Raw genomic sequence first — 25,958 nt, 5'->3', positions numbered from 1 at the left:
GTGTGGGTCCGGTGCGTGCGGTGGGGTCGGGGGTGGTGGTCGCGTGGAGGGCCCGCACGTCGTGGGCGGGGCGTCCGAGAGCAGGTCGCCGGCGGAGTCGGGCGAGGGGAGGGCGCCATGAGCAGCTCGCTGGGCGGGTTCCTGGCCGGGCTGGCCGTCGCCCTGCTGCCCCTGCTCGCCGCCGGCTTCTGGCTGGGGCGCCGCACGGCACGCCCGCAGCACCTCGGCGGCCTCGGCACCCCCGTCGAGCACGCCACCTTCCAGGCCCTGCACACCGCCTCCCTGGCCACACCCCCGCTGCGGGCCGGTCTGACCGAGGAGACGGCCGGCCGGTCCGCCCGCAAGCTCCGCTCCCTGCTCGGCACCGACGCGCTGTGCCTGACCGACCTCGAAGAGGTGCTGGTCTGGGACGGCGTGGGCGCCCACCACCGCGCCGAGATCATGGAACGCCTCGCGGGACCGCTGGAGACGGGCCGCGGCGAGGCCTTCCGGCTGACCTGCGACACTCCCGACTGCACGGTGCGCTGGGCCGTCGTCGCCCCGCTCACCGTCGACGACCGGGTCCACGGAGCCCTCGTCGCCTGCGCGCCCCGCGAGTCCGCCGTCCTGGTCCGCGCGGCCGGGGAGGTCGCCCGCTGGGTCTCCGTCCAGCTGGAGCTGGCCGACCTGGACCAGTCCCGCACCCGGCTGATCGAGGCCGAGATCAAGGCCCTGCGAGCCCAGATCTCCCCCCACTTCATCTTCAACTCGCTCGCGGTGATCGCGTCCTTCGTGCGCACCGACCCCGAGCGCGCCCGCGAGCTGCTCCTCGAGTTCGCCGACTTCACCCGCTACTCGTTCCGCCGGCACGGCGACTTCACCACCCTCGCCGACGAGCTGCACGCAATCGACCACTACCTGGCGCTGGTGCGCGCCCGCTTCGGCGACCGCCTCGCCGTCACCCTCCAGGTCGCCCCCGAGGTGCTGCCGGTCGCGCTGCCCTTCCTGTGCCTGCAGCCGCTCATCGAGAACGCCGTCAAGCACGGCCTGGAGGGCAAGGCCGACCGCTGCCGCATCCAGATCACCGCCCAGGACGCGGGTGCCGAGGCCCTCGTCGTCATCGAGGACGACGGCGCAGGCATGGACCCGGACCTGCTCCGGCGCATCCTGGCGCGCGAGGTCAGTCCCTCGGGCGGCATCGGCCTCTCCAACGTCGACGACCGCCTCCGCCAGGTCTACGGAGACGACCACGGCCTCGTCATCGAGACGGCCGTCGGCGCCGGCATGAAGATCACGGTCCGGCTGCCGAAGTACCAGCCGGGCGTGCACTCGGCGGGCCGGATCGGCCGCGAGTGAGCCGCCGGGTGCCCCGTACGGGGCTCAGGCACTGCGGGTGGCCACCAGCGCCAGGGTGATCAGGCCCAGCACGACCCAGCCGAACCACAGCCAGCCGTTGCTCCCGAGCGCCACCGTGTAGGCGGTCACCACCACCAGGCCGCCGATGGTGAACGCACCCATCGTCTTCGTCGAACTGTCCGTGGAACCGGGCATCGCAACACCCTCCTCGTTGTCCGCTCCCCTCCATGGTGCCCCGGATCGGGCGTCATGGGGTGCCGACGACGAGACGCGCTCCCGGTCCGTTCCCGGCGCGGGCGGCGTGCGCGCGGGTCAGCCGCGTGCGTTCAGCGAGGCCAGATAGGCGTTGTACTCCTCCAGCTCCCTGTCCCCGTCGCGCTCGGCCGCCCGGTCGCTGCGCCGGGCCCGGCGCTCCTCGGAGGCGTACCACTGGAACAGCAGGGCGAGCAGCACCAGCACGGACGGGACCTCGCTGAAGGCCCAGGCGATGCCGCCGGCCGCGTTCTGGTCGGAGAGCGCGTCGATGCCGAGCGAGGCGGGCGGGTTCTTGAAGGTCTCGACCATCGGGGCGGACGCCATCATCAACGCGATGCCGAAGAACGCGTGGAACGGCATGCCGGCGAACAGCTCCAGCATCCGCATCAGGTGGCCCGGCCGGTGCGGTCCCGGGTCCACGCCCATGATCGGCCAGAAGAACACCAGGCCGACGGCGAGGAAGTGCACCATCATCCCGATGTGCCCGGCCGACGAGCCCATCAGGTGGTCGAAGAGCGGGGTGAAGTACAGCGCGTACAGGCTCGCGATGAACAGTGGGATGGTGAACGCGGGGTGTGTGACGATCCGCATGTAGCGGCTGTGCAGCAGTTTCAGCAGCACCTCGCGGGGGCCCGTGCGGCCGCGGCCGGCGGGCGGCAGGGCGCGCAGCGCCAGGGTGATCGGGGCGCCGAGGAGCAGCAGGATGGGCGACACCATGCTGATGATCATGTGCTGCACCATGTGCACGCTGAACATGACCATGCCGTAGTCGTTGAGCCCGGTGCACATCATCAGCGCGACGCTCAGGACACCGACGACGAAGGACACCGTCCGTCCGAGGGGCCACTTGTCGCCGCGCCGGGTCAGCCGGAGGACACCCCAGCCGTAGAGTGCCAGCCCGAGCAGGCAGGCGACCAGGAAAAACGGGTCCGCCGACCACGCGAGCCCCCGCCCCAGCGTGAACGGCGGCAGATCCATCGTCATGCCGTGCCCGCTGTGATCCATCCGCCGGCTCCTGTTTCGTGCTGATTGAGAGCGATTGAACGCCCGTTGTCCGAAGCCAGACTAGAACTGCCCCCGGCCGCCCCCGCGACCGGGGGGAGCCTGTGGCGCCCCAGAGCCGGTGCGGGGCCGTGACGGTGTGCGGCTCCGCCGCGCGGGGCGCGCTCGACCACAACGAACCCGCGCTCCGCGACGAACCGGTGGACCCGGGCTCTTATCGGCCCTGCGCACTCACAGGACGCACTCCGCCTCCGCGTACCGCGCGTCCGGCACCGTCTTCAGCGACTCCACCGCCTCCGCGAGCGACACCATGCGGATGTCCGTCCCGCGCAGGGCCGTCATCCTCCCGAACTCCCCGCGGTGCACCGCCTCCACCGCGTGCCACCCGAACCGCGTCGCCAGCACCCGGTCGTACGCCGTCGGCGTGCCGCCGCGCTGGACGTGCCCGAGTATGACCGGCCGGGCCTCCTTGCCGAGGCGCTCCTCCAGCTCGACGGAGAGCTGGCGGGCGATCCCGGCGAAGCGCTCGTGGCCGTAGACGTCCTTGCCGCCCTCGTCGAAGTCCATGGTCCCGGCCTTCGGCTTGGCGCCCTCCGCGGCCACGACGATCGCGAACCGCTTGCCCGCCGAGAAGCGCTCGCCGACCTTCGCGGCCAGCTCGTCGATGTCGAAGGGCCGCTCCGGGACGACCACGGCGTGGGCGCCCGCCGCCATGCCGGAGTGCAGCGCGATCCAGCCGGTGTGGCGGCCCATGACCTCCACGATCAGCACCCGCTGGTGGGACTCGGCGGTGGTCTTCAGCCGGTCCAGGGCCTCGGTGGCGACGGTCACCGCCGTGTCGAAGCCGAACGTCACGTCGGTGACCGCTATGTCGTTGTCGATGGTCTTGGGCACGCCCACGATCGGCAGGCCGTTGTCGGACAGCAGCCGGGCCGCCTTCAGCGTGCCCTCGCCGCCGATCGGGATGATCGCGTCCAGGCCGAGTTCCGCGACGTGGCCCCGGGCGCGCTCCACGCCGTCGCGCAGGTGTTCCGGACGGACCCGGGAGGAGCCCAGTATGGTGCCGCCGCGTGCCAGGATGCCGCCGACCGCGTCCAGGTCGAGCTTGACGTAGTCGCACTCCAGGAGGCCCTTCCAGCCGTCCCGGAAACCGATGACCTCGTCGCCGTGGTCGACGACGGCGCGGTGCACGACGGACCGGATGACGGCGTTCAGGCCGGGGCAGTCGCCGCCGGAGGTGAGCACACCAATGCGCATAGCCCGCATTACCTTCTCCACATGGCACGGGTCCGGACCGCGCTGTCCGGCTCGATTCCCCGCCACCCTAGCGGTACGAGGGGGCGGGGCCGAACCGTGCGTCCGCCTGCTGGACGGGCCCGCTCAGCTGTGCGGACGGGCCATCAGACGGGCCGGGCAGCAGGTCACGCGGGCTGCTGGGCGGCCGCGATCCGCTCGTTGCGCAGCGCCTCGTACCAGCGGTCGTCGGTCGGCGGCAGCGCGTTGACGTCCAGGGCCAGCTTCAGCAGCAGGTCCGCGATCTGCGGGTTGCGGGCCAGCACGGGACCGTGCATGTACGTGCCGAAGACCGTGTCGTTGTAGGCGCCCTCGGTGCCGTCGCCCGTGCCGTTGCCGTTGCCGAAGCGGACCTGGGCGAGCGGACGGGCGTGGGGCCCGATCTGCGTGACGCCCTGGTGGTTCTCGAAGCCGGTCAGCGGGGGCAGGCCGAGGCGCGGGTCGATGTCGCCGAGGACGTCGCCGACGCACCGGTCGCCCTCGCCGCGCGTGGAGACCACGTCGAGCAGGCCGAGACCCGGCTCCCGCTGGCCGAGGTCGTTGATGAACTCGTGGCCCAGGATCTGGTAGCCCGCGCAGACGGAGAAGACGATCGCGCCGTTCTCCACCGCCCGGTGCAGGCCGCCGTCGCGGCGCAGCCGCTCGGCCGCCAGCCGCTGCGGCCGGTCCTCGCCGCCGCCGATGAGGTAGATGTCGCCGGACGTCGGGATCGCCTGGTCGCTGCGCACGTCGAGCCGGGCCACGTCGAGGCCCCGCTGCCGTGCCCGGCGCTCCACGACCAGGGCGTTGCCCTGGTCGCCGTACGTGCTCAGCAGGTCCGGGTAGATCCAGACGATGCGCAGTTGGTTGTCGCTCACGGAAGTCCCCTGAAGTCTCGCGGTCAGTTGCCGACGCGGCGGCGCAGGTCCTGGAAGGCGGTGTAGTTCGCGATGACCTCGATACGTCCCGGCGGGCACAGCTGCACGGCCTGGTCGAGGTCCTCGCACACCTGGAACTGCTGGTTCGCGACCTCCAGGCGCACCGCGAGGTCCAGCTTGCGGTCCCCGACCACGCAGATCGGGTGGCCGGTCAGCCGCGTGTAGTCCACGTCCCACAGCCAGGAGGTGTCGGTGCCGTCGGCGCCGCGCGCGTTCACCGAGAGGATCACCGGGGCCGGCGGGGGGTCGATCAGGGAGAAGGTCTCCAGCCAGCCCGCCGGGTTCTTGGCGAGCAGCAGCCGCAGGTCGCGGCCCTGGAACTGCACCACGTCGTAGCGTCCGGCGACCGCCTGCACCTGGTACATGCGCTCCAGGGCGACCTGCGGGGGCACCCCGAAGACGGCGGCCACCGCGGCCGAGGAGGCCGCGTTGGCCTTGTTGGCGCGGCCCGGCAGCTGGAGGTGGATCGGCCAGGCGGAGCCGTGCGGGTCGAGGACGTGGTCGCCGGACAGGGCCCAGCTGGGCGTGGGGCGGCGGAAGCCGCACTCGCCGCAGAACCAGTCGTCGCCGGGGCGCTGCATCACGCCGCCGCAGGACGGGCAGGACCAGGCGTCGTCCTTCCACATCTGCCCGGCGGCGACCCAGATCACGTTGGGGGAGGAGGACGCGGCCCACACCACCAGCGGGTCGTCGGCGTTGGCGACGATCACGGCCTTGGAACCGGCCAGGCCCTCGCGCCAGTTCTCCGCGAGCATCCGGGTCTCGGCGGCGCGGTCGAGCTGGTCCCGGGAGAGGTTGAGCAGCGCGATGCACTTGGGGTCGGTGGCCTGGGCCACGCCGACGAGGTACTTCTCGTCGACCTCGAGGACGCCGTAACGGGCCTCCGAGCCGCTCGCGAGGGCCGAGGTGATGCCGGCCGGCATGTTGGCGCCGAGCGCGTTGGACACGACCGGGCCGGCCGCCTTGAGCGCCTCGGCGATGAGCCGGGTGGTGGTGGTCTTGCCGTTGGTCGCCGAGACCAGGGTCACGTCCAGGTGTCCGGCGAGCCGGTGGAGGAGGTCGGGGTCGAGTTTCAGCGCGACCCGGCCGCCGATCACCGAACCGCTGCCGCGTCCGGCGGCGCGGGACGCCCTAGCGACCGCCTTGCCCGCGGTCACGGCGATCTTGGCCCGCGGCGTGAGCGGGTCCGAGTTGCCTGCCATCAGTTCTCGATCCTCCTTGCCGTACGCGCCGCGCCTGAAGCCTGGGAAGCCTGACGGCCACGTGGTGTGTGCCTCAGCCTATCGAGATCCATTCGCACTCCCGAATCGCGGCACCGGCCACCGGGTTCCGGCGGCGGGCGCGTGCCGCCGGGGGACACAGGGACCTTACTCTGACGGCCATGCGACACGGCTCCATCCCGGGCGCCCACGGGCGCGTCCGTCCCCTCGCCCTCCTCGGCGACCCCGTCCTGCACGCCCCCTGCGCGGAGGTGACGGACTTCGGGCCGCAACTCGCCTCTCTCGTGGAGGACTTGTTCGCGACCATGTACGCCGCCCGCGGAGTGGGGCTGGCCGCGAACCAGATCGGCGAGGGGGTGCGCGTCTTCGTCTACGACTGCCCGGACGACGAGGACGTGCGGCACCTCGGGCACGTGGTGAACCCGCGCCCGGTGGAGACCGGCGGGGTGGTGGTGCGGGGTCCGGAGGGGTGTTTGTCGCTGCCGGGGCTCGAGGCCGGTGTCGAGCGGTACGACGAGGCGGCGGTGACCGGTGTCACGGTGACCGGGGAACCCGTCACCGTGCGCGGGACGGGGTTCTTCGCGCGGTGCCTCCAGCACGAGTGCGACCACCTGGCGGGCCGGGTGTACGCCGAGCGTCTGACGGGTCTGCGGCACCGGCGGCTGATGCGGCAGGTCGCACGGGCCTCCTGGAGCCGGTGAGGGCGCCGGCCGGGTGCGGAGAAACGCCGGCCCGGCACGGGAGAGGGCGTCGGCCGGGTGCGGAGAGGGTGCCGGCCCGGCACGGGGGAGGCGCCGGACGGGGCGGGAGAGGTCGCCGGCCGGGCAGGGAGAGGGCGTCGGCCGGGCAGGGAGAGGGCGTCGGCCGGGTGCGGAGAAAACGCCGGCCCGGCACGGGGGAGAGCGTCGGCCGGGTGTGGAGCGGGACGGACGCCCGAGGGGCGTGCGTCCGTCAGAAGCCGGGCCCGCCCGCCTTGTCCCCGGCGGCCGCGAGACGGCCCCACAGCAGGTCGGCGAGGGTGCTGACCAACTCCGCGCGGGTGCAGGGACGTTCGCCGAGCCACCAGTCCCCGGCGGCGTGCATCATGCCGACGATGCCATGCCCCCAGACCCGGGCCAGCTGCTGGGTGCCCGGTCCGACGTCGAGGCGTTCCTCGATGACCTGGGCCAGCTCCTCGCCCATGCGGCGCAGCAGCGGCGCCGAGTGCTTGCCGACGTCGAAGCCCTGCTCGGTCTGGTCGCCGGGGGCGGCGGCGCCGTCCGCCGGATGCATCAGGAAGCGGTACACCTGCGGGCGGGCCTCGATGGCCGCCAGGTAGGTGTCCAGGGTGGACTCGACGCGCTGCCGCCGCTCCGCCGGGGCGTCCAGGGCGGCCCGCAGCGAGGCGAGCAGGGCGTCGGTGTGCCGGACGGCGAGGGCGGCGTACAGCCCGCCCTTGTCGCCGAAGTGGCGGTAGAGGATGGGCTTGGTGATGCCGGCCTCGGCGGCGATGGCGTTCATCGAGGCGTGCGGGCCGTCGCGCAGCACCACCCGGTCGGCGGCCTCGAGCAGTTCGCGCCGTCTGAGGTCGGCGGACCGCTGCTGGCCGGTCCGCTGCGTGGTGTCCATGTGCTCTCCCCACCCGTGCCGTTTCCGTGACGCCTGCGCAAACTAACACCCACAGGGCACCGGACATCGAACGGGAGGCTACGGGCCTCGGGAGTTGACTTTTCTTACCCGTCGGTAACAGACTCGGGGTTACCGTAAGTAACATGCAGGTGCGTCACTGGAGGGGACATGGCCGAGTTCACCATGGAGCTCAACGACGAACAGAAGGAGGTCCGGGACTGGCTGCACGGCTTCGCGGCCGACGTCATCCGCCCCGCGGCCGCCGAATGGGACGAGCGTGAGGAGACTCCCTGGCCGGTCATCCAGGAGGCCGCCAAGATCGGCATCTACTCCCTCGACTTCTACGCCCAGCAGTACTTCGACCCCACCGGCCTCGGCATCCCCATGGCCATGGAGGAGCTGTTCTGGGGCGACGCGGGCATCGCCCTGTCGATCGTCGGCACCGGCCTCGCCGCCGTCGGCGTCCTCGCCAACGGCACCGAGGAGCAGATCGGCACCTGGATCCCGCAGATGTACGGCGACGCCAACGACGTGAAGGTCGCCGCGTTCTGCTCCTCCGAGCCCGACGCGGGCTCCGACGTGGCCTCCATGCGCACGCGTGCGGTGTACGACGAGGCCAAGGACGAGTGGGTGCTCAACGGCACCAAGACCTGGGCGACCAACGGCGGCATCGCCAACGTCCACGTCGTCGTCGCGGTCGTCGACCCGGAGCTGGGTTCCAAGGGCCACGCCTCCTTCATCGTGCCGCCGAACACGCCGGGGCTGTCCCAGGGCCAGAAGTTCAAGAAGCACGGTATCCGCGCCTCGCACACCGCCGAGGTCGTGCTCGACAACGTGCGCGTCCCCGGTTCCTGCCTCCTGGGCGGCAAGGAGAAGCTGGACGCCCGCCTGGCCCGCGCCCGGGAGAAGGCCATGAGCGGCGGTGAGCGCGTGAAGAACGCGGCGATGGCCACCTTCGAGGCCTCGCGTCCCGCGGTCGGCGCCATGGCGGTCGGCACCGCGCGCGCCGCCTACGAGGAGGCGCTGGAGTACGCCCGCACCCGCGAGCAGTTCGGCCGGCCGATCATCGACAACCAGGGCGTCGCCTTCCAGCTCGCCGACATGCGCACCTCCGTCGACGCGGCGCGGCTGCTGGTGTGGCGGGCCTCGTGGATGGCGGTCAACGGCAAGCAGTTCACGGCGGCCGAGGGCTCGATGTCCAAGCTGTTCGCGAGCGAGACGGCGAAGAAGGTGACCGCCCAGGCGGTCCAGATCCTGGGCGGCAACGGCTACACGCGGGAGTACCCGGTGGAACGGATGCACCGCGACGCCGCGATCTACACCATCTTCGAGGGCACGAGCGAGATCCAGCGGCTCGTGATCGCCCGGACGCTGGCGGGGGTGCCGATCCGCTAGGGGCGCCCGGTCGGCCGGGCAGCGTCCTGTCCCGGCCTCAGCGGTGTCAGCTGCTCGATGTCGTACTTCGCCCGCAGGGCCTCGATGGCCGCGTGGTCCGGCGGGCCCCCGCCGCGCAGGATCTCCAGCAGTTCCTCGAAGTAGCGCTCGTGGTCCGGCGGCGGGCTGGCCTGGAAGAACATCTTGGCGGGCTCGCCCGTCGGGTTCGCGAAGGCGTGCGGGCAGCCGGGCGGCACGACGATCACCGTGCCCGGGGTCGCCCGCACCACCCGGTTGCCCGAGGGGGACTCCCACGACCGCCAGTTGTCGGCGGTACGGATCCGCGGCTCGAAGGCGAGCACGTCCAGCTCGCCCTCCAGCACGTAGAACAGCTCCTCGCTGCGGGCGTGCACATGCGCGCCGACGTCGAAGCCCGGCGGCACGACCACCTCGAAGGTGGACGCCGCACGTGAGTGCGACCCCGTCACCTTGAAGGTCACGTGCTGGGCCGGCGCCTGGACGACCCGGCCCTGCCCCGGTGGCACCAGCAGCCCCTCCGCGGCCGCGGCGAGCCCGCTCACCAGGTCACCGGCAGGGCCTCGGGCCCGCGGATCAGCGCACCCTTCTTGAAGGGCACCTCCTCGGGCGCCACCGCGAGTTTCAGCCCCGGCACCCGGTCCAGGAGCGCGTCGAGGAGCAGCTCCGACTCCAGCCGGGCCAGCATGCCGCCCGGGCAGTAGTGCGGCCCGAAGCCGAACGACACGTGCGGATTGGGGGAACGGGCGAAGTCGACGGTGTCGGGGTCGGGGAAGACCTCCGGGTCGCGGTTGGCGGCCAGGTAGGACACGTAGACCGCCTCGCCCGCCCGGATCCGCACCCCTTTGATCTCGACGTCCTCCAGGGCGATGCGGGACAACCCCACGGCGTTGCGGTGGGGAATCCAGCGCAGCAGTTCGTCGATGGCCCGGGGCCGGATCTCCGGCTCGGAACGCAGCCGTTCGGCGAGTTCGGGCCGGCTCAGCAGCAGGTGGAACATCTGCCCGCTGTTGTTCGTGACCGCCTCGCCCCCGATCTGCAGCAGGACCGCCAGCCCGACGGCCTCCTCCATCGTGATGCCGCCCCGCCCCACGGCGGCCCCCAGCAGCGAGGTGACGTCCTCGGCGGTGCTGTCCGCACGGAGCCCGACGAGATCGGAGAAGTAGGTGCTCATCTGCTGCTTGGCCCGCTCGCTGACCTCCGCACCGTGCGAGGAGGACAGGATCAGCTGGGTCCAGGTGTGCATGGCGTGCCGGTCCGAGGCCGGGACACCCATCAGCTCGCAGATCACCGCGATGGGGAAGGGGCTCAGCACGGCAGCGGTGAGGTCGGCGGGCGGACCCGCCTTCAGCATGGCGTCGACCAGCTCGTCCAGCATCTCCCGGGACTGCTCCCGCACCCGCTCCACGCCCCGCGCCGTGAAGGCCGCGGCCACCGAGCGGCGCAGCCGGGTGTGGTCCGGCGGGTCCAGGAAACCGACCGCGCCGCGTGCCGGGATGAAGTGCGGGGCGAGCCGGGTGACCTGCCGGTCCATGACGGCCTCGCGCCCGAACCGGGGGTCGTTGGTGACGAGGCGGACGTCGTCGTGGCGGGTCACCAGCCAGGCCCAGCCCTCGCCGTGGGGCAGCGCGATCCGGGTGACCGGTCCCTCGCGCATCAGCTCGGTCAGCACCGGGTCGAAGTCGCTGCCGGGCAGGTCGACGGCCGGCCACTCCCGTACGGGGGGCCGGTCCCCGACGGGCGGTTCTGTCGGGGACATCGTCTCTCCGTTCACGTCTGCCTCACACTCCGCCGCAGGTTCCGTGTCATGTCCTCCCGCAGGTCGCGGCCCACCTCCGCGGTCTGCCAGCAGCCCAGCGACATCTCCGCGGTGATTCCGGGGCCGAAGCCGGCCAGCAGCCCGCGGGCCCCCTCACCGGCACCGCCCTCGTCGAAGAGCCTGCGCAGCGCGTCCAGGACGACGGCGCTGGCGACGTTCCCGTACTCGGTGAGCGTGGCCCGGCTGAAGCGGAAGGCGTGCGGGTCCACGTGCAGGAACTTGCTGAGGTCGTCGAGGATCCGGGGACCGCCCGCGTGCACGATGTAGAAGTCCAGGTCGGAGGCGTTCCAGCCGTGATCGCCCGCCATCTGCTCGAGCGCGGGCGCGAGCGGCTCCATCGTGGCCGGAACCCGCTTGTCCAGCAGGAAGTGGAAGCCGGTCGCCTTCACGTCGTACATGATCCACTCGGCGGTGCCGGGGATCAGGTACGAGCCGTTGCGTTCCAGGACCACGCCGGTGCCGCCCCGTCCGCGGACCACCGCGGCGGCGATGCCGTCGCCGAAGAGTCCGTTGGAGAGCAGGGAGCCCACGCCGATGTCGGTGGGCTGGTAGCACAGCGAGCAGAACTCGCAGGCCACGATCAGCGCGTTGGCCTCGGGGTAGGCGGTGCAGAAGTCGTGGGCCCGGTTGATCGCCGCGCCGCCGGCGGCGCAGCCCAGCTGGGCGATGGGTATCTGCCGCGTGGCGCTGTCGAAGCCCATCTCGTTGATCAGCCATGCCGTGAGGGACGGCATCATGAAGCCCGTGCACGAGACGTAGATGATGACGTCGATGTCGGTGGTGAGCAGTTCCGCGTCGTCCAGGGCCCGCTGGATGACGGCCGGCACCCGGGCCTTCGCCTCCCGCTCGTAGAGCTTGTTGCGGTCCTCGAAGCCGGGGTGTTTCAGCGTCTCCTCGATGGGCTGCACGAGGTGCCGGGTGCGGACCCCGGTGTTCTCTATCAGCCGGAGGGCGAGCGGCAGTTGGGGATGGTCGGTGTGGCGTCGGCGCGCCAGCTCCAGTGTCTCCTCCATCGTGATCACGTGCTCCGGGACGGACACCGAGGGTCTGCACAAAGTCGCCATGAACCGTGCCTGCTTTCGCCTCGCGGAAGGGATACGCCCCCGGCCGGGCAGTGCTGCACCTGTTGCGGGGGTGCCCATCCACGATCACCCAGCCGCACGGCGATCTCTCGCGGGGTTACTCCGTCCCGGGGACCGCCTGCGACGGCGGCGCAGGCCTCAGGAGGACGGTCCGCTGCTGTGGGCGATGCACGCCACGTCGATCCGGTCGGCCAGTTTCGCCAGCTCGATGGTGAGGGCCGCGACCGTGTCCTCGTCCAGGCCCTCCTCGCCGGTCTCCACCAGCCGCAGCCACCGTCCGCCCACCGTGCGCAGCAGCTTGCTCACGTCGGACGCGGCGACCTGGAGCGTGCCGCGGTCGTCGACGATCAGAGGCAGGGTCACTTCGCGGTTCACCCGGCCGATCGTAGTCGCGCAGGGCTCACGCTCCGTGCCATACGGTGGTGATGTTGCAGAACTCGCGGATTCCGTGCCCGGACAGCTCACGCCCGTAGCCCGACCGCTTGACCCCGCCGAACGGGAACGCCGGGTGGGACGCCGTCATCCCGTTCACGTACACGCCGCCGGCCTCCAGGTCCCGCACGAAGCGGTCCACGTCGGACTCCTCGCGCGTCCACACGTTGGAACTGAGTCCGAAGTCCGTGTCGTTGGCGATCAGCACCGCCTCGTCCAGGTCCGCCGCCCGGTAGAGCGTGGCGACCGGCCCGAAGGCCTCCTCGCGGTGGATGCGCATCTCACGGGTGACGTCCGCCAGGACGGTCGGCGGGTAGTACCAGCCGGGGCCGTCCGGGCGTTCGCCGCCGCACAGCACCGTCGCTCCGCCACGCACCGCGTCGTCGACCAGCTCCACCAGGTCCTCCACCCCCCGCTCGCTGGAGAGCGGTCCGACCTGGGTCTCCTCGTCCATGGGGTCGCCGACCCGCAGCGCCCGCATGCCCTCGGTGAAGCGCGCGGCGAAGGCGTCGTAGACGTCCGTGTGCACGATGAACCGCTTCGCGGCGATGCAGGACTGCCCCGCGTTCTGCGTGCGCGCGGTCACCGCCACCTCGGCCGCCCGGTCGACGTCGGCGGACGGCATGACGACGAACGGGTCACTGCCGCCCAGCTCCAGCACCGTCTTCTTGATCATCTCCCCGGCGGTGGAGGCCACCGCGCGGCCGGCGGGCTCGCTGCCCGTGAGTGTCGCGGCCCGCACCCGCTCGTCGCGCAGGACGTCGTCGACCGCGCCGGAACCGATGAGGAGGGTCTGGAAACAGCCCTCCGGGAAGCCCGCCCGGTGGAAGAGGTCCTCCAGGTACAGGGCGGTCTGCGGCACGTTCGAGGCGTGCTTGAGCAGCCCGACGTTGCCCGCCATCAACGCGGGCGCCGCGAACCTGATCACCTGCCAGAGCGGGAAGTTCCACGGCATCACCGCGAGCACCGGACCGAGCGGCCGGTAGCGGACCAGGGCCCGGGAGGCGCCGGAGTCCTTCACGTCGGCCTCGGCGGGCTCCTCGTCGGCCAGCAGCTCCGCCGCGTGGTCGGCGTACCAGCGCATCGCCTTCGCGCACTTGGCCGCCTCCGCGCGGGCCTGGCCGACCGGCTTGCCCATCTCCGTGGTGATGACCCTGCCGATCTCCTTCTGATCGGCCTCCAGGAGATCGGCGGCCCGGCGCATCAGCCCGGCCCGCTCGTAGAACCCCGTGGTCCGGTACGTGCGGAAAGTGGCCTCCGCGAGCTCGATCCGGCGCTCGATCTCCTCCTCGCCCATGGCCTCGTACGTCCTGAGCGTCTCGCCGTTCGCCGGGTTCACCGTCGCGATGGGCATGGCCGACCTCCCTGGGTGTGCCGTCGTGCTTCGACCTTGGCGCCCGCCTCCGGGTGCCGCAACGCGGACGGGCCGCGGCGTTCCCCCGTGGCGTCGCCTCAGTGCGAGTGCTCAGCCAGCCGGTCGAGAAACGCGGCCTGCGCCTTCACGATCACCTCGCGCGCCCGGTCCGGCGGGAACCACGCCACCCGGTCCAGTTCGGGGAACTCCTCGGTGCGCCCCGACCGGGGCGGCCACTCCATGCGGAAGGTGCCGGGGACGACGGTCGCCGGGTCGAGGTCGCCCTCCAGCGCCCAGACCGTGACGACCTTCCCGCCCGCCTGCCGCACCTCGCCGAGCGGCACCGCCTCGCCGCCGGGCGGCGGCAGCCCCAGTTCCTCCTCGAACTCGCGCCGGGCCGCCCGCCACGCCGGTTCGGACGGCTCGTACTCCCCCTTGGGCACGGTCCACGCCCCGGCGTCGCGCCGCGCGTAGTACGGCCCGCCCATGTGCCCGAGCAGCACCTGGCGCTCCCCGCCGGGCCCGCGCCGGTGCAGCAGCAGGCCCGCGCTGCGCCTCACGGGGCCACCCCGGGGTGCGCGGCGAGCAGGCCTTCCACGGTGTCCGCGTCCTCGGGACGCTTGTCCTCGCGGTAGCGGACCACACGCGCGAAGCGGAGGGTGACACCGGCCGGGTAACGGGTGGAGCGCTGGAGACCGTCGTAGGCGATCTCGACGACCAGTTCGGGGCGTACGGTCACGCCCCAGCGGTGCTCCTCGACGGCCAGTCGCCCGAGGCGCTCGGTCTGCCAGGTCAGCAGCGCGTCCGTCATGCCCTTGAAGGTCTTGCCGAGCATCGTGAAGGAGCCGTCGGCGGCACGGGCGCCCAGATGGAGGTTGGAGAGCTTGCCGGTGCGGCGGCCGTGGCCCCACTCGGCGGCCAGCACCACCAGGTCGAGCGTGTGGACGGGCTTCACCTTCAGCCAGGACGCGCCGCGCCGGCCCGCGCTGTAGGCGGCGTCGAGGCCCTTGACGACGACGCCCTCGTGACCGCGCTCCAGCGACTCGCCGAGGAACCGCTCGGCGGCCCCGGTCTCCCCGGGACCGTGCACCACCGTGCGCCGCACCCGCGCCGGCTCGGGGACCAGCCGGGCCAGCTCCGCGTGCCGCTCGGTCAGTGGCAGGTCGAGCAGGTCGCGGCCGTCGACGAGGAGCGCGTCGAAGAACACCACGGAGACGGGCAGCTCCCGCGCCGCCGTGGCCACGTCGGTACGGGAACCGACCCGTCCGGCGGTCTCCTGGAACGACCGGGGCCGTCCGTCCGCGTCGAGGGAGATCACCTCGCCGTCCAGGACGAACCGCTCACCGGGCAGTGCCAGGGCCGCGTCCGTGACCTCGGGGAGCCGGTCGGTGATGTCGTCCAGGGTGCGGGTGCAGACCCGTACGGTGCCGCCGTCACGGTGCACCTGCACCCGGATGCCGTCCAGCTTCTCCTCGACGGCCGCGCTCCCCAGTCTGCCGACCGCCTCTGCGACCGAGGACGCGCTGTGCGCCAGCATCGGCAGCACAGGCCGGCCGACCGTGAGCCGGAACCGGTCCAGGGCTCCGGGCCCGTCCGCCAGCAGGGCCTCCGCGACGCTCTGGAGCGATCCCGCGAGCATCACCGCGCGCCGTACGTCCGCCGGGGGTGCGTCCGTCGCCGCCGCGAGACCCTCGACGGCGGCCGCGTCCAGGGCGCCCTGGCGGACCTCCCCGGTGAGCAGCCCGGTCAGGAAGCGCTGCTCGTCCTCGGTGGCCGCGCCCATCAGCTCGCCGACCAGCCGGGCCCGCTCGGCCTGCGAACCGGCGCCCGACACCGCGCCGAGCCGGGTGAGCCGGGCGTCCACGTCGCGCACGGTCAGGGTCGGCGCGTCGGCGGGCGCGACGGCGCGTCCCAGCACCTTCCAGCCGACGCCTATCCGGCCCTGCGGGAGCCGTCCCGCCAGGTACGGGATGACGACGGGCACGTCCGCCGCCTCCGCCTCGCGGAACAACTCCGCGAGCAGGGCGGTCTTCCGGGACCGCGCCGACGTGGCGGCGACCTCCCGGGACACCTGGGCCAACCGGGCAAGCAGCATGCAGCCAGGGTGCACCGGAGGTGCCCGTCTCACACCCTGTGGTTGTGGTTGTGGTTGTGGTTGTGGTTGTGGTTGCGGTCGGCGGTCGGGGAGTGTGCGGCCTGCGTCCCGCGACCGTCGGCGGACGGTGACGTGCCGGTGCCCGCCGTCGCGGGCGGCTTGGAGCGCGGGCGCCGCTCGCAGTCGTACGTCCCGCCCCCTCCGGAGCCCGGTGCGCCGCCTGTCCAACGCGGCCCCAGGAGCACATGGCCCCGGGAGTGCGTGGCCCGGGAGTGCGTGGCCCCAGGAGTGCGTGGCCCAGGGAGTGCGTGGCCTCAGGGAGGAGGCGTCGTCCCCGGTCCCACGCGGCGCCCTGTCGGGAGGGACGCGGCCTTCACTCCGTCACGGCCGCGTCCAGGTCCGACATGATCAGGTCGCCGACGATCGCGGCCGCCGCGCGGTACCCGCCGCTGGCCGCGTGGACCACCTGCTCGGCGAAGCCCATCGCGTTGCCGGCGGTCCACACGCCCGGCACGGTGGTGCGGCCCGTCGCGTCGACCACGGGGTAGGCCCCGAACGGCGTCTCGTGGAGTTCCGCCCCCAGGCGCTCCATCAGGCCGGTCTGCGGAACCGCCTTCGGGGCGACGAACACCACCGATCGGTCGTGCGCCGTGCCGTCCGCCAGCAGGACCCCGGTGAGCCGGTCGTCCTCGACCCGCAGTCCGGCGACCTCCCCGGGCACCACCCCGACGCCCGCCGCGGCGAGTCGCCGCAGATCTTCGTCGGACAGTTCCTCCTCGGCGACGGTGTGCAGGAAGAGGCGCACGTCCGCCGACCAGCGGGACACCATCAGCGCCTGGTGCACGCTCTGCGGTCCGGCGGCAAGGACACCGAAAGGCTCGTCCCGGACCTCCCAGCCGTGGCAGAACGGACAGTGCAGCACGTCCCGGCCGAAGCGCTCGGCGACGCCGGACACGTCGGGCAGTTCGTCCCTGAGCCCGGTGGTGACGATCAGCCGCCGGGCCCGCACGGTTCGCCCGCCGGCCAGCCGCACGGCGAAGTCCCCGTCCCGTGACACGTCCACCACGCGGTCGCGGACCAGGCTCACCCCGTAGCGGGCGATCTCCTCGCGCCCGAGCGCCAGGAACTCGGCCGGGGACATGCCGTCCCGGGTCAGGTAGCCCTGCATGTGGTCCGAGGGCGCGTTGCGCGGCTCACCGGCGTCGACGACCAGGGTGCGCAGCCGCGCCCGGCCCAGCACCAGAGCGGCCGACAGCCCCGCCGCGCCGCCACCGACGACGACCACGTCGTACGTTCCGTTCGGGCCGCCCGTGTTCTCGCCCGTGTTCCCCGTCCGGGTTCCGGTCCCGCCGTTGTTCTTGGTCATGGTGACCACCTCCACGGGAAAGGTCACTCGCACCTACCGGCATTGACAAATGTTGTTGCCGATTCTGCAATATCCGTATGACTGCAGACGATGTCCTCGCTGGTGTCGGGCCCAGGCTCCGCCAGCTCCGCAAGGAGCGCGAGGTGACCCTGGCGGGCCTGTCGGAGACGACCGGCATATCGGTGAGCACCCTGTCCCGGCTGGAGTCGGGGCTGCGCAGACCCAGCCTCGAACTGCTGCTGCCGATCGCCCAGGCCCACCAGGTGCCACTGGACGAACTGGTGGGGGCCCCGCCCGTCGGCGACCCCCGGGTGCGGTCCGAGCCGATCGTGCGCCACGGCCGCACCCACTGGCCGCTCACCCGCCAGGCGGGCGGCCTCCAGGCCTTCAAGGTGCTCGAACCCCGGCGCCGGGAGGAGCCGGACCCGCGCACCCACGAGGGGTACGAGTGGCTGTACGTCCTGTCGGGCCGGCTGCGGCTGGTGCTCGGCGAGCACGACGTGGTGCTGTCGGCGGGAGAGGCCGCCGAGTTCGACACCCGGGTGCCGCACTGGTTCGGGTCGACGGGGGAGGGGCCCGCGGAGTTCCTCAGCCTTTTCGGCCCGCAGGGCGAGCGGATGCACGTACGGGCACGGCCCGCACGGTCCTGACGCACGCCCGGGGCCGCCCGCTCCCCGATGCGTGCTCCCTGTTCGTCCCCCGACGCGTGCACCCTGATCGTCAAGAGTGTTCCCGGGAGTGTTCCCGGGAGTGTTCCCCGAGAGCAAGCGACCGCTTAGTATGCGAAGGATCCGGTCGGACGACGCAGTCGGTGGAGGCCCCGCATGCAGGCATGGCAGGTGCACGAGAACGGCGAGCCGGGCGAGGTGATGCGCCTCGCGGACACGGCGCAGCCGGTGCCTGGTGAGGGCCAGGTCCTGCTCAGGGTCCGCGCCGCGAACATCAACTTCCCGGACGCCCTGCTGTGCCGGGGCCAGTACCAGGTCAGGCCGCCGCTGCCGTTCACTCCCGGCGTCGAGATCTGCGCGGAGACCGAGGACGGGCGCCGTGTCCTCGCCACCCCGGCGCTGCCGCACGGCGGCCTCGCCGAGTACGCCCTCGCGGACGCCCGCGCCCTGCTGCCCGCCCCGGGCTCCCTGGACGACGCGGAGGCCGCCGCCCTGCACATCGGGTACCAGACCGGCTGGTTCGGGCTGCACCGCCGGGCCCGCCTGGAGGCCGGCGAGACCCTTCTGGTGCACGCCGCCGCGGGCGGTGTCGGCAGCGCGGCCGTGCAGCTCGGCAAGGCCGCCGGTGCGACCGTCGTCGGCGTGGTGGGCGGCCCGGAGAAGGCGGCCGTCGCCCGCGAACTGGGCTGCGACGTCGTCGTCGACCGGCGCGCCGAGGACGTCGTCGCCGCGGTCAAGGAGGCCACCGGCGGCCGCGGCGCCGACGTGGTCTACGACCCGGTGGGCGGCGCGGCCTACACCCAGTCCACCAAGGTCGTCGCCTTCGAGGGCCGCATCGTCGTCGTCGGCTTCGCGAGCGGCACCATCCCCAGCCCGGCGCTGAACCACGCGCTGGTCAAGAACTACGCGATTCTCGGCCTGCACTGGGGCCTGTACAACACCAAGAACCCCGAACTGGTCCGGCAGTGCCACGACCGGCTCACCGAACTGGCCGCCCAGGGCGCGATAAAGCCGCTGGTGAGCGAGCGGGTGCCGCTCGACGCCGCGGCCGACGCCGTGCAGCGCGTCGCCGACGGCACCACGACCGGCCGCGTGGCCGTCGTCCCCGGAAAGGAGGCCGCCGCATGACCGACGCAGCGGAACTGCGCCGCCGTACACAGGAGTTGCTGGCCGCGTTCCCGCCGTCCGGCACGGACCGACTGGACTTCCTCCGGGCCCGTTTCGACGCCGGACTCGCCTGGGTGCACTACCCGGAGGGCCTCGGCGGCCTCGCCGCACCGCGCGCCCTGCAGGCCGTCGTGGACGCCGAACTGGAGGCCGCGGGCGCTCCCGGCAACGATCCCCGCCGCATAGGCATCGGCCTCGGCATGGCGGCCCCGACCATCCTCCAGTACGGCACGGACGAGCAGAAGCGCCGCCTCCTGCGCCCGCTGTGGACCGGCGAGGAGGTCTGGTGCCAGCTCTTCAGCGAGCCCGGCGCCGGGTCCGACCTGGCCGCCCTCGGCACCCGGGCGGTCCGGGACGGCGAGGACTGGGTCGTGAGCGGGCAGAAGGTGTGGACGTCCAGTGCGCACCTCGCCCGCTGGGCCATCCTCATCGCCCGCACCGACCCGGACGTCCCCAAGCACCGGGGCATCACCTACTTCGTGTGCGACATGACCGACCCGGGCGTCGAGGTCCGTCCGCTGCGTCAGATCACCGGCGAGGCCGAGTTCAACGAGGTCTTCCTCACCGACGTCCGCATACCGGACTCCCGGCGGCTCGGCGCGGTCGGCGACGGCTGGCGGGTCGCGCAGACCACGCTCAACAACGAGCGCGTCGCCATCGGCGGCACTCCGGTCCCGCGCGAGGGCGGCATGATCGGCAAGGTCGCCGCCACCTGGCGCGAGCGCCCCGGACTGCGCACCCACGACACGCATCAGCGGCTTCTCGGCCTGTGGGTCGAGGCCGAGGTCGCCCGGCTCACCGGCGTCCGCCTGCGCCAGCAGCTCGCGGCCGGCCAGCCGGGACCCGAGGGCGCGGGCATGAAACTGACCTTCGCCCGGCTTAACCAGGAGATCAGCGGCCTGGAGGTGGAACTCCTCGGCGAGGAGGGCCTGCTGTACGACGACTGGACCATGCGCCGCCCCGAACTGGTCGACTTCACCGGCCGCGACGCCGGGTACCGCTACCTGCGCTCCAAGGGCAACAGCATCGAGGGCGGGACCAGCGAGGTCCTGCTGAACATCGTCGCCGAGCGTGTCCTGGGCCTGCCCGCCGAGCCGCGCACCGACAAGGACGTCGCATGGAAGGACCTCGCCCGATGAGCGACCGGCCGGAACCCGCCCTGCTCCACTCGGAGGACGAAGAGGCACTGCGCGCCGCCGTGCGGGACCTGCTCACCGACCACTGCGACCCCGCCGGCGTCATCGCCCGCAGCGAGTCGGCAGCCGTGCACGACGTCCCGCTCTGGAAGACGCTCTCGGAGGCGATGGGTCTGGCGGGCCTGCTCGTCCCCGAGGCACTGGGCGGGCAGGGCGCCTCGCACCGGGAAGCCGCGGTGGTTCTCGAGGAGTTGGGGCGGGCGGTCGCGCCCGTGCCGTACCTGACGAGTGCCGTCGTCGCCACCGAGGCGTTGCTGGCCTGCGGCACCGACGACCTGCTCGGCGACCTGGCGTCCGCCACGACCGTCGCCGCCCTGGCCGTCGGACTCCACGTCGCCCCCGGTGGCGCGTTCGCGTCCGTGCGGTGCGAGGAAGGCACCCTGCACGGGGAGTTGACGGGCATCGCCGACGCGTCCGCCGCCGACGTACTGCTCGTGCCCGCCGACGACGGAGCCCTGTACGCGGTGCGGGCCGCCGACGCCACCGTGGTGCCGCAGGTCTCCCTGGACGCGACCCGGCCGGTGGCGCGGGTGACCCTCGACGGTGCGCCCGGGCGCCGGCTCGGGGACGCCGCACCCGCCGTGCGGCGTGCCCTGCGCGCCGGTGCGGGGCTCCTCGCGTCCGAGCAACTGGGCCTCGCCGACTGGCTGCTGACCGAGACGGTCCGCCACCTCAAGGAACGCAGGCAGTTCAACCGCCAGCTCGGCGGATTTCAGGCACTCAAGCACCGGCTCGCCCGGCTGTGGCTGGAAGTCGCCGGGCTGCGCGCCGCCGCCCGCAACGCGGCCGACGCCCTGGCGACCGGCGCGGACACCGACGTCGCCGTTGCCGTCGCCCAGGCCCACGCCGCCCAGGTCGCCGTCCACGCCGCCGAGGAGGCGCTGCAACTGCACGGCGGCATCGGCATGACGTGGGAACACCCGGTCCACCTCTATCTGAAGCGGGCCAAGGCCGACTCGATCGCCTACGGAACGGCGGGGTCCCACCGGACGTCGCTGGCCGCCCTGGTCGACCTGCCCGCCCCCTGACGCCCCGTCCGCCTGCCCGGGCAGCGCCCGCCTCCTCGCCGGGGACGGGCGCTGCCCGTGAGCGGGCCCGGCTTCACAGCGCGGGACGGCCGACGGCGGCTCGTCGGCAGAAGTGAGCGGACGCCCCGTCAGCCGCAGAGCCGACCGACCCACGGTGCGCTCGCAGAGCCGGAGGACCGGCATACCGCGCACAGAGCCGAAGGAGGTCCGGCGACCGGCATCCCGCCCGCAGAGCCGAGGGCCCGGCTTCTGTGCGCCGAGCTGAAGGTGCGGCAGCCGGTCCGCAGAGCCCATGGCCCGGCCTCCCGCCCGCAGAGATGAACGACCGGCGGCGGTCCGGCCAACTCCCCGCACGGCTCTGCTCCCCGGAGGCACCGGGACCCCATACTCACAGGCGTCCCGTACGGCACTTCCAGGGAGGCAGAGCATGGCCCTCACCACCCGACGCAGAGCCCTCACCACCCTCGGCGCCGCCCTCGCGGGCGCGGTCGCCCTGCCCGCCGGCACCGCGCTGGCGGCCGAGGACAGGCACAGCGGCACCACGCCGCCGAGCGGAGGCAGGCCCGGCCCGCGCCCGCTGTGGCACGCCCACGCCCACAACGACTACGAGCACCCGCGCCCCCTCCTCGACGCGCTCGACCACCGCTTCGGCAGCGTCGAGGCCGACATCTACCTGGTCGACGGCCAACTCCTCGTCGCCCACGACCCCGAGGACCTGGACCCGACCCGCACCCTGGAGTCGCTCTACCTCGACCCGCTGGCCGCCCGCGTCCGGGCGGGCCACGGCCGGGTGTACCGCCGGGACCGCGGCTCGCTGCAACTCCTGATCGACATCAAGACCGAGGGATCGTCGACGTACCTCGAACTCGACCGCCGGCTGCGTCCCTACCGGCACCTGTTCACCTCCTACGCCCACGGCCGCGTGCGCCCCGGCGCGGTCACCGCCGTGGTCTCCGGCGACCGCGCGGCCCGCACGCCCATGGAGGCCCAGCGCACCCGCCTGGCCTTCTACGACGGACGGCTCACCGACCTCGGGACCCCCGCACCGGCCTCCTTCGTCCCGCTGATCAGCGACAACTGGACCCTCAACTTCACCTGGCAGGGCGTCGGCACCTTCCCGGCCGCCGAGCGGCGCAAGCTGCGGAGCATCGTCGGCGCGGCGCACGCCCGCGGACAGCGGGTGCGCCTGTGGGCCACGCCCGACGCGGCGGGCCCCGCACGGGACGCCGTGTGGGGCGAACTGCTCGACGCCGGGGTCGACCACCTCAACACCGACGACCTCGCCGGTCTCGAGGCGTTCCTCGACGCCCGCGGGAAGCGCTAGGCACACACTCCGGAACACCACTCGTTCGGAGGACAGGTCAGCCGCCCGGACGAACCCTCCGCTACGCCACACTTACGGCCGAACGCCGCGAAGTGGACGTGGCGGAGGAGGTTGACGATGGCCGTTTCCATCTCTGTGGTGCTGTTGCTGCTGATCCTGGCGGTGATCTTCCTGCGCAACGGCGGACTGAAGATCTCGCACGCGCTGGTGTGCCTGCTGCTCGGCTTCTACCTGGCGAGCACGAGCATCGCCCCGACCATCAACAACGGTCTGACCGCGACGGCGGACATCGTCAGCAGCCTCAGACCATGACCGGCGCCGTCAGGTCCCGAGTACGCGGGAGCGGATGAGGAAGCGCACCCCTTCGGGGGCCTCCAGAGAGAAGCCGCTGCCCCGGCCCGCCACGACGTCCACGATCAACCGGGTGTGGCTCCACACCTCGTACTGACTGCGCGACATCCAGAACTCCACCGGCTCCTCGACCCCTTCGACGGTGAGTTCACCGAGCAGGACGTCCGCGGCGCCGGTGCGGAACTCGCCGGCCGGATAGCACATGGGGGCGCTGCCGTCGCAGCAGCCGCCGGACTGGTGGAACATCAGCGGCCCGTGCGCCTCGCGCAGCCGCCTCAGCAGTGCGGCCGCCCCGGGTGCCAGCTCGACGCGGGGGGCCTCCTCGTGCGCGTCGCCCATGCCTGTGTCACCCACGCCTGTGTCACCCATGCCGCGTATACCAGCACGGCGAAGGTTGCGAGCCCGTTGCGCCGAGGCCGTCAGGTGTCGCCGGCCGTGGCGCGGGGCAGCACGGTGACCCGGTGGAAGTTGCACCCGGCGGGCGGGTTCGCGGCGGCGGGGCGTGACTGGTGGGCCTTGAGCGCGATGCTCACCAGGCTCAGCAGCAGGTCGACGTCCGCGTCGCAGTCCAGGTGCACGGTGACCCAACGGGAGCCGGGAACCAGCCGGATGGCGGTGGAGCCCCCGAGGTCGTACTGGAAACGTTGGATGGCCCGGTGGGTGAGGTGCAGGTCCACGTCCCGGTCGGAGTGGAAGTGGACGATCTCGTCGCGGACGGAGCGCAGCGCCCGTCCGGTTCCGCAACTGGCCGGACCCGCGGAGAGGTCGGGCCAGGCCTGCAGCCGCTCAAAGGCGCGCTGAGCCAGAGTCATGTGCCCATCGTCGCGCGATCACCGCCGCGCAACCAGAGGTTGAGCGAGTTGTAACCGGTACGTGAGGTCGGCGGGCCCCTCTCGGGCCCCGCCGACCGTGTACCTGCCCGGTTCGGCGCGCGTCAGTCCGTCACGCAGCCGATCGAGTCCACCGGGAAGTCGTTGCCCGTCGACGTGGCGGTGAAACCGAAGGTCACGCTCCCGTCCGGCGGAACGACGCGGTTGTGGTCCACGTTACGGACCGTCACCGCATCGCCGGTGCCGCCGGTCAGCGAGCCGTTCCACACCGCGTCCAGCGTGGTACCGGCGCCGGGCTGCCACTGCACCGCCCAGCCGTCCAGCGCTTCGGTGCCGTGGTTCATCACCTCGACGGAGCCCTGGAAACCGCCGTTCCAGGAGCTCTCCACGGAGTAGACGGCCATGCATGAACCGGAGTGCGTGGGCGGAGTCGTCGGATCGGTCGGGTCCGTGGGGTCGCTCGGGTCGCTCGGGTCCGGGCTCGGCGTGCTGCCCGAACCGCGGATGCCGGTCACCTCGCCGTTGCCGCCGTCGAAGACCACGTCGGAGCAGGAGAAGAAGTTCTCCTGGCTGTCCGAACGCACCCACTGCATGAAGATCAGCGCGTCGCCCGAACGGCCCGAGGGCAGCGCGAGGTCCCAGTAGTAGTGGCCTGAGTCGGTGCCCGGCGAGCCCTGCTGCGGCGGGTCGGTCACCGTCTGGATCAGCTCCAGGTCGTCCCAGCCCAGCTCGGAGGTGGGCGACCAGCCCGGCTTGGTCAGGTACACCCGGAAGTCACCCGGGTGGGCCGCCCAGTTGCTGTACTGCACCGGGATCGTCGCGCCCGACGTCAGATGTGTGCGCGGCCAGTCCGAGCGGGCCGCGTTGTAGGCCGAGAAGTCGTACGGGGACCGGTCACCGGCACTGCACAGGGTGCCGTCGGGCACGTAACCGGCGTCGCGCCCGCCCGCGTTGGAGTCGAGGACGGCGAACCAGTTGTACAGCGCGTTGGGGCCGCTCTCGTCGAGGGCCGCCTGGCAGGCCGCGTTGGTCGGGTCGAGCGCGCCCGTACCGGTCTTGGCGTCCAACTGGCAGAGGTAGGTCCGGGAGCCCGGCATCATGGCCACGCCGTGTGCCTCGGCCCGCCCCTGACCGAGCAGGAAGGTGGCGCCGAGCGCGCCGAGCAGGGTGGCCAGTACCGCTGCCAGTGAGAGGTATCTGCTGCGTCGAACCAGTCGAACCATAGGGAGTCTCCAGTCTCCAGTCTCCGGTTTCCGGGGGTGTCATCTGTTCGGTGGTGCCGCGAGGAGTCGAGTGAGTCGGGGATGAGTGAGTAGGGATGGGTGAGTAGGGCTGAGTGAGTGGGGCTGAGCGAGTGGGGCGGGTGAGTGGCCGCTACGCCGCCGAGTCCTCGGTCTCGACGGTGGAGGAGAACGAGTCGACGGTCAGCCCGGCGCCGTTCTCCTACGGTTCGAAGCCCGCCTGGACGCTCGTCAGGTACCAGTCGTCCTCGGCGAGCCCGCGTGCGACGGTGGCCCGGACGAAGTCCATGACGTCGAAGTCCCAGCCGCTGATCGCCGAAGGCGCCACGAACGACAGCACGTCGTTGGAGCCGTTGCCGCCGCTCCAGACCTCCCAGCTCCGGCCGCCCACGGTGGCCGAGCCGACGGGGGAGCCGATGGGCTGGATCGGCCCGACCCGGTTGAACCAGATCATGATCTCGGTCCGGTTCACCCCGTCGGTGCGCGGCGTGGGATCGAGCCAGATGTCGTAGGAGGCGTTGTAGGTGGCGTCGTCCACGAATCCGTACGAGACGCCGGACGGGGCCCGGGACACGGTGTTGAGCCGGGCCGGCAGGCTGGTGCCCGGCGAACAGGTCGTGTAATGACGGCCGTTGAAGACCGAAGGGTACGACTTGGGTGCCCCGTCGGTGGGTGCCGAGCCGTCGGCGCGGGTGACGCGGAAGCCGGTGCCGGTGGCGGTGACGCACTGGGTGGCGTCGGATCCCCAGCGGTTGTTCTGGACGACGTACCGCTCCTGGATCGTGGTCGTTCCGAAGGGTTCGCAGAGTGTGGTGTCCGCCTGGGCCGGTGCCGCCGCGGTCACGAGGGACGCGACGACCGCCTGCCCGGCGATCAGCGCGCTCAAGAGGGCTCGGCGTAGGCGCACTTGGCGTCGTGGCGTTCGCATGGGGGCCTCTCCGAGGGGATGCGGGGGGGAGGAGGAG

General features: G+C 72.6%; 26 protein-coding genes and 1 pseudogene. 9 read left to right on the top strand and 18 right to left on the bottom strand.

Features of this window, described 5'->3' with window-relative positions; translation table 11 throughout:
- Positions 1–129 precede the first annotated feature (129 nt).
- Entirely contained in the window at positions 130–1,335 is a 1,206-nt protein-coding gene (locus HZS56_RS31270; protein ID WP_216724179.1) for a sensor histidine kinase, read from the top strand.
- 24 nt (positions 1,336–1,359) lie between these two features.
- Here HZS56_RS31270 and HZS56_RS31265 read toward each other — a convergent pair whose 3' ends face one another.
- From HZS56_RS31265 to HZS56_RS31245, 5 genes are all read right to left on the bottom strand, one after another.
- Positions 1,360–1,530, bottom strand: a complete 171-nt coding sequence (locus HZS56_RS31265; protein WP_216724176.1) for a hypothetical protein — start codon at positions 1,528–1,530, stop codon at positions 1,360–1,362.
- Positions 1,531–1,647: 117 nt separating this feature from the next.
- Positions 1,648–2,595 (bottom strand): cytochrome c oxidase assembly protein, encoded by a 948-nt coding sequence (locus HZS56_RS31260; protein ID WP_216724175.1) that lies wholly within the window; start codon positions 2,593–2,595, stop codon positions 1,648–1,650.
- Positions 2,596–2,823: 228 nt separating this feature from the next.
- The gene (locus HZS56_RS31255) at positions 2,824–3,849 is read right to left on the bottom strand and encodes a 6-phosphofructokinase (protein WP_216724174.1); all 1,026 of its coding nucleotides are present in this window, start codon (positions 3,847–3,849) and stop codon (positions 2,824–2,826) included.
- 164 nt (positions 3,850–4,013) lie between these two features.
- Entirely contained in the window at positions 4,014–4,742 is a 729-nt protein-coding gene (locus HZS56_RS31250) for a type 1 glutamine amidotransferase (RefSeq protein ID WP_216724173.1), read from the bottom strand.
- A 23-nt stretch (positions 4,743–4,765) separates the two neighbouring features.
- Positions 4,766–6,004 (bottom strand): Mur ligase family protein, encoded by a 1,239-nt coding sequence (locus HZS56_RS31245; protein WP_216724172.1) that lies wholly within the window; start codon positions 6,002–6,004, stop codon positions 4,766–4,768.
- Positions 6,005–6,183: 179 nt separating this feature from the next.
- On the opposite strand from HZS56_RS31245, the gene def reads away from it, so the two are divergent.
- Entirely contained in the window at positions 6,184–6,723 is a 540-nt protein-coding gene (def, locus tag HZS56_RS31240; RefSeq protein ID WP_216724171.1) for a peptide deformylase, read from the top strand.
- A gap of 250 nt (positions 6,724–6,973) precedes the next feature.
- On the opposite strand, the gene HZS56_RS31235 is transcribed toward def, so the two are convergent.
- On the bottom strand, positions 6,974–7,630 hold the full coding sequence (locus tag HZS56_RS31235) for a TetR/AcrR family transcriptional regulator (RefSeq protein ID WP_216724170.1): 657 nt from the start codon (positions 7,628–7,630) through the stop codon (positions 6,974–6,976).
- Between the two features lie 168 nt (positions 7,631–7,798).
- Here HZS56_RS31235 and HZS56_RS31230 point away from each other — a divergent pair, with 168 nt between their 5' ends.
- Positions 7,799–9,025, top strand: coding sequence for an acyl-CoA dehydrogenase family protein (locus HZS56_RS31230; RefSeq protein WP_216724169.1), 1,227 nt, complete (start codon positions 7,799–7,801; stop codon positions 9,023–9,025).
- On the opposite strand, the gene HZS56_RS31225 is transcribed toward HZS56_RS31230, so the two are convergent.
- From HZS56_RS31225 to HZS56_RS31190, 8 genes are all read right to left on the bottom strand, one after another.
- A complete protein-coding gene (locus tag HZS56_RS31225; protein ID WP_216724168.1) occupies positions 9,022–9,585 on the bottom strand; it encodes a cupin domain-containing protein in 564 nt (187 codons plus the stop codon). The two genes, HZS56_RS31230 and HZS56_RS31225, sit on opposite strands and share 4 nt — an antisense overlap.
- A complete protein-coding gene (locus HZS56_RS31220; protein ID WP_216724167.1) occupies positions 9,582–10,799 on the bottom strand; it encodes a cytochrome P450 in 1,218 nt (405 codons plus the stop codon). Before HZS56_RS31220 ends, HZS56_RS31225 begins: the two co-directional genes overlap by 4 nt.
- 11 nt (positions 10,800–10,810) lie before the next feature.
- Positions 10,811–12,001 (bottom strand): type III polyketide synthase, encoded by a 1,191-nt coding sequence (locus HZS56_RS31215; protein ID WP_301543103.1) that lies wholly within the window; start codon positions 11,999–12,001, stop codon positions 10,811–10,813.
- A gap of 78 nt (positions 12,002–12,079) precedes the next feature.
- Positions 12,080–12,316: a DUF6213 family protein gene (locus tag HZS56_RS31210; RefSeq protein ID WP_216724165.1), complete on the bottom strand. Its 237-nt coding sequence runs from the start codon at positions 12,314–12,316 to the stop codon at positions 12,080–12,082.
- A 25-nt stretch (positions 12,317–12,341) separates the two neighbouring features.
- Positions 12,342–13,727 (bottom strand): NADP-dependent succinic semialdehyde dehydrogenase, encoded by a 1,386-nt coding sequence (locus tag HZS56_RS31205; RefSeq protein ID WP_216724164.1) that lies wholly within the window; start codon positions 13,725–13,727, stop codon positions 12,342–12,344.
- A gap of 98 nt (positions 13,728–13,825) precedes the next feature.
- Complete coding sequence (locus HZS56_RS31200) at positions 13,826–14,287, bottom strand: NUDIX hydrolase (RefSeq protein ID WP_216724163.1); 462 nt, start codon at positions 14,285–14,287, stop codon at positions 13,826–13,828.
- A complete protein-coding gene (locus tag HZS56_RS31195) occupies positions 14,284–15,822 on the bottom strand; it encodes an ATP-dependent DNA ligase (RefSeq protein ID WP_216724162.1) in 1,539 nt (512 codons plus the stop codon). Before HZS56_RS31195 ends, HZS56_RS31200 begins: the two co-directional genes overlap by 4 nt.
- 373 nt (positions 15,823–16,195) lie before the next feature.
- Positions 16,196–17,203 (bottom strand): NAD(P)/FAD-dependent oxidoreductase, encoded by a 1,008-nt coding sequence (locus tag HZS56_RS31190; RefSeq protein WP_374201230.1) that lies wholly within the window; start codon positions 17,201–17,203, stop codon positions 16,196–16,198.
- 62 nt (positions 17,204–17,265) lie between these two features.
- On the opposite strand from HZS56_RS31190, the gene HZS56_RS31185 reads away from it, so the two are divergent.
- The 6 genes from HZS56_RS31185 (at position 17,266) to HZS56_RS31160 (ending at position 22,883) form a co-directional block, all read left to right on the top strand.
- Positions 17,266–17,838 carry a helix-turn-helix domain-containing protein gene (locus HZS56_RS31185; protein ID WP_216724160.1) on the top strand — a complete coding sequence of 191 codons (573 nt, stop codon included), beginning with the start codon at positions 17,266–17,268 and terminating at the stop codon, positions 17,836–17,838.
- 174 nt (positions 17,839–18,012) lie between these two features.
- Positions 18,013–18,984: an NADPH:quinone oxidoreductase family protein gene (locus HZS56_RS31180; RefSeq protein ID WP_216724159.1), complete on the top strand. Its 972-nt coding sequence runs from the start codon at positions 18,013–18,015 to the stop codon at positions 18,982–18,984.
- Positions 18,981–20,162 carry an acyl-CoA dehydrogenase family protein gene (locus HZS56_RS31175; RefSeq protein ID WP_216724158.1) on the top strand — a complete coding sequence of 394 codons (1,182 nt, stop codon included), beginning with the start codon at positions 18,981–18,983 and terminating at the stop codon, positions 20,160–20,162. The genes HZS56_RS31180 and HZS56_RS31175 overlap by 4 nt, the downstream gene beginning before the upstream one ends.
- Complete coding sequence (locus HZS56_RS31170) at positions 20,159–21,247, top strand: acyl-CoA dehydrogenase family protein (RefSeq protein ID WP_216724157.1); 1,089 nt, start codon at positions 20,159–20,161, stop codon at positions 21,245–21,247. Before HZS56_RS31175 ends, HZS56_RS31170 begins: the two co-directional genes overlap by 4 nt.
- A 427-nt stretch (positions 21,248–21,674) precedes the next feature.
- A complete protein-coding gene (locus tag HZS56_RS31165) occupies positions 21,675–22,571 on the top strand; it encodes a phosphatidylinositol-specific phospholipase C/glycerophosphodiester phosphodiesterase family protein (protein WP_216724156.1) in 897 nt (298 codons plus the stop codon).
- Positions 22,572–22,688: 117 nt separating this feature from the next.
- Positions 22,689–22,883, top strand: a complete 195-nt coding sequence (locus HZS56_RS31160) for a hypothetical protein (protein ID WP_216724155.1) — start codon at positions 22,689–22,691, stop codon at positions 22,881–22,883.
- A 9-nt stretch (positions 22,884–22,892) separates the two neighbouring features.
- On the opposite strand, the gene HZS56_RS31155 is transcribed toward HZS56_RS31160, so the two are convergent.
- The 4 genes and pseudogenes from HZS56_RS31155 to HZS56_RS31140 all read right to left on the bottom strand — a co-directional run.
- Positions 22,893–23,261 carry a DUF779 domain-containing protein gene (locus tag HZS56_RS31155; RefSeq protein WP_216724178.1) on the bottom strand — a complete coding sequence of 123 codons (369 nt, stop codon included), beginning with the start codon at positions 23,259–23,261 and terminating at the stop codon, positions 22,893–22,895.
- 80 nt (positions 23,262–23,341) lie between these two features.
- The gene (locus tag HZS56_RS31150; RefSeq protein WP_216724154.1) at positions 23,342–23,734 is read right to left on the bottom strand and encodes a luciferase domain-containing protein; all 393 of its coding nucleotides are present in this window, start codon (positions 23,732–23,734) and stop codon (positions 23,342–23,344) included.
- A 122-nt stretch (positions 23,735–23,856) separates the two neighbouring features.
- Positions 23,857–24,966 (bottom strand): lytic polysaccharide monooxygenase, encoded by a 1,110-nt coding sequence (locus tag HZS56_RS31145; RefSeq protein WP_216724177.1) that lies wholly within the window; start codon positions 24,964–24,966, stop codon positions 23,857–23,859.
- A gap of 232 nt (positions 24,967–25,198) precedes the next feature.
- Positions 25,199–25,921, bottom strand: a pseudogene (locus HZS56_RS31140) (GH12 family glycosyl hydrolase domain-containing protein); the annotation flags it as partial.
- Between the last annotated feature and the right edge of the window lie 37 nt (positions 25,922–25,958).

The sequence above is a fragment of the Streptomyces mayonensis genome (genome assembly GCF_018982965.1).
GTDB lineage: Bacteria > Actinomycetota > Actinomycetes > Streptomycetales > Streptomycetaceae > Streptomyces > Streptomyces mayonensis.
Note: the sequence above shows the minus strand (reverse complement) of the source record. Positions and strands in the feature narration are given on the sequence as shown.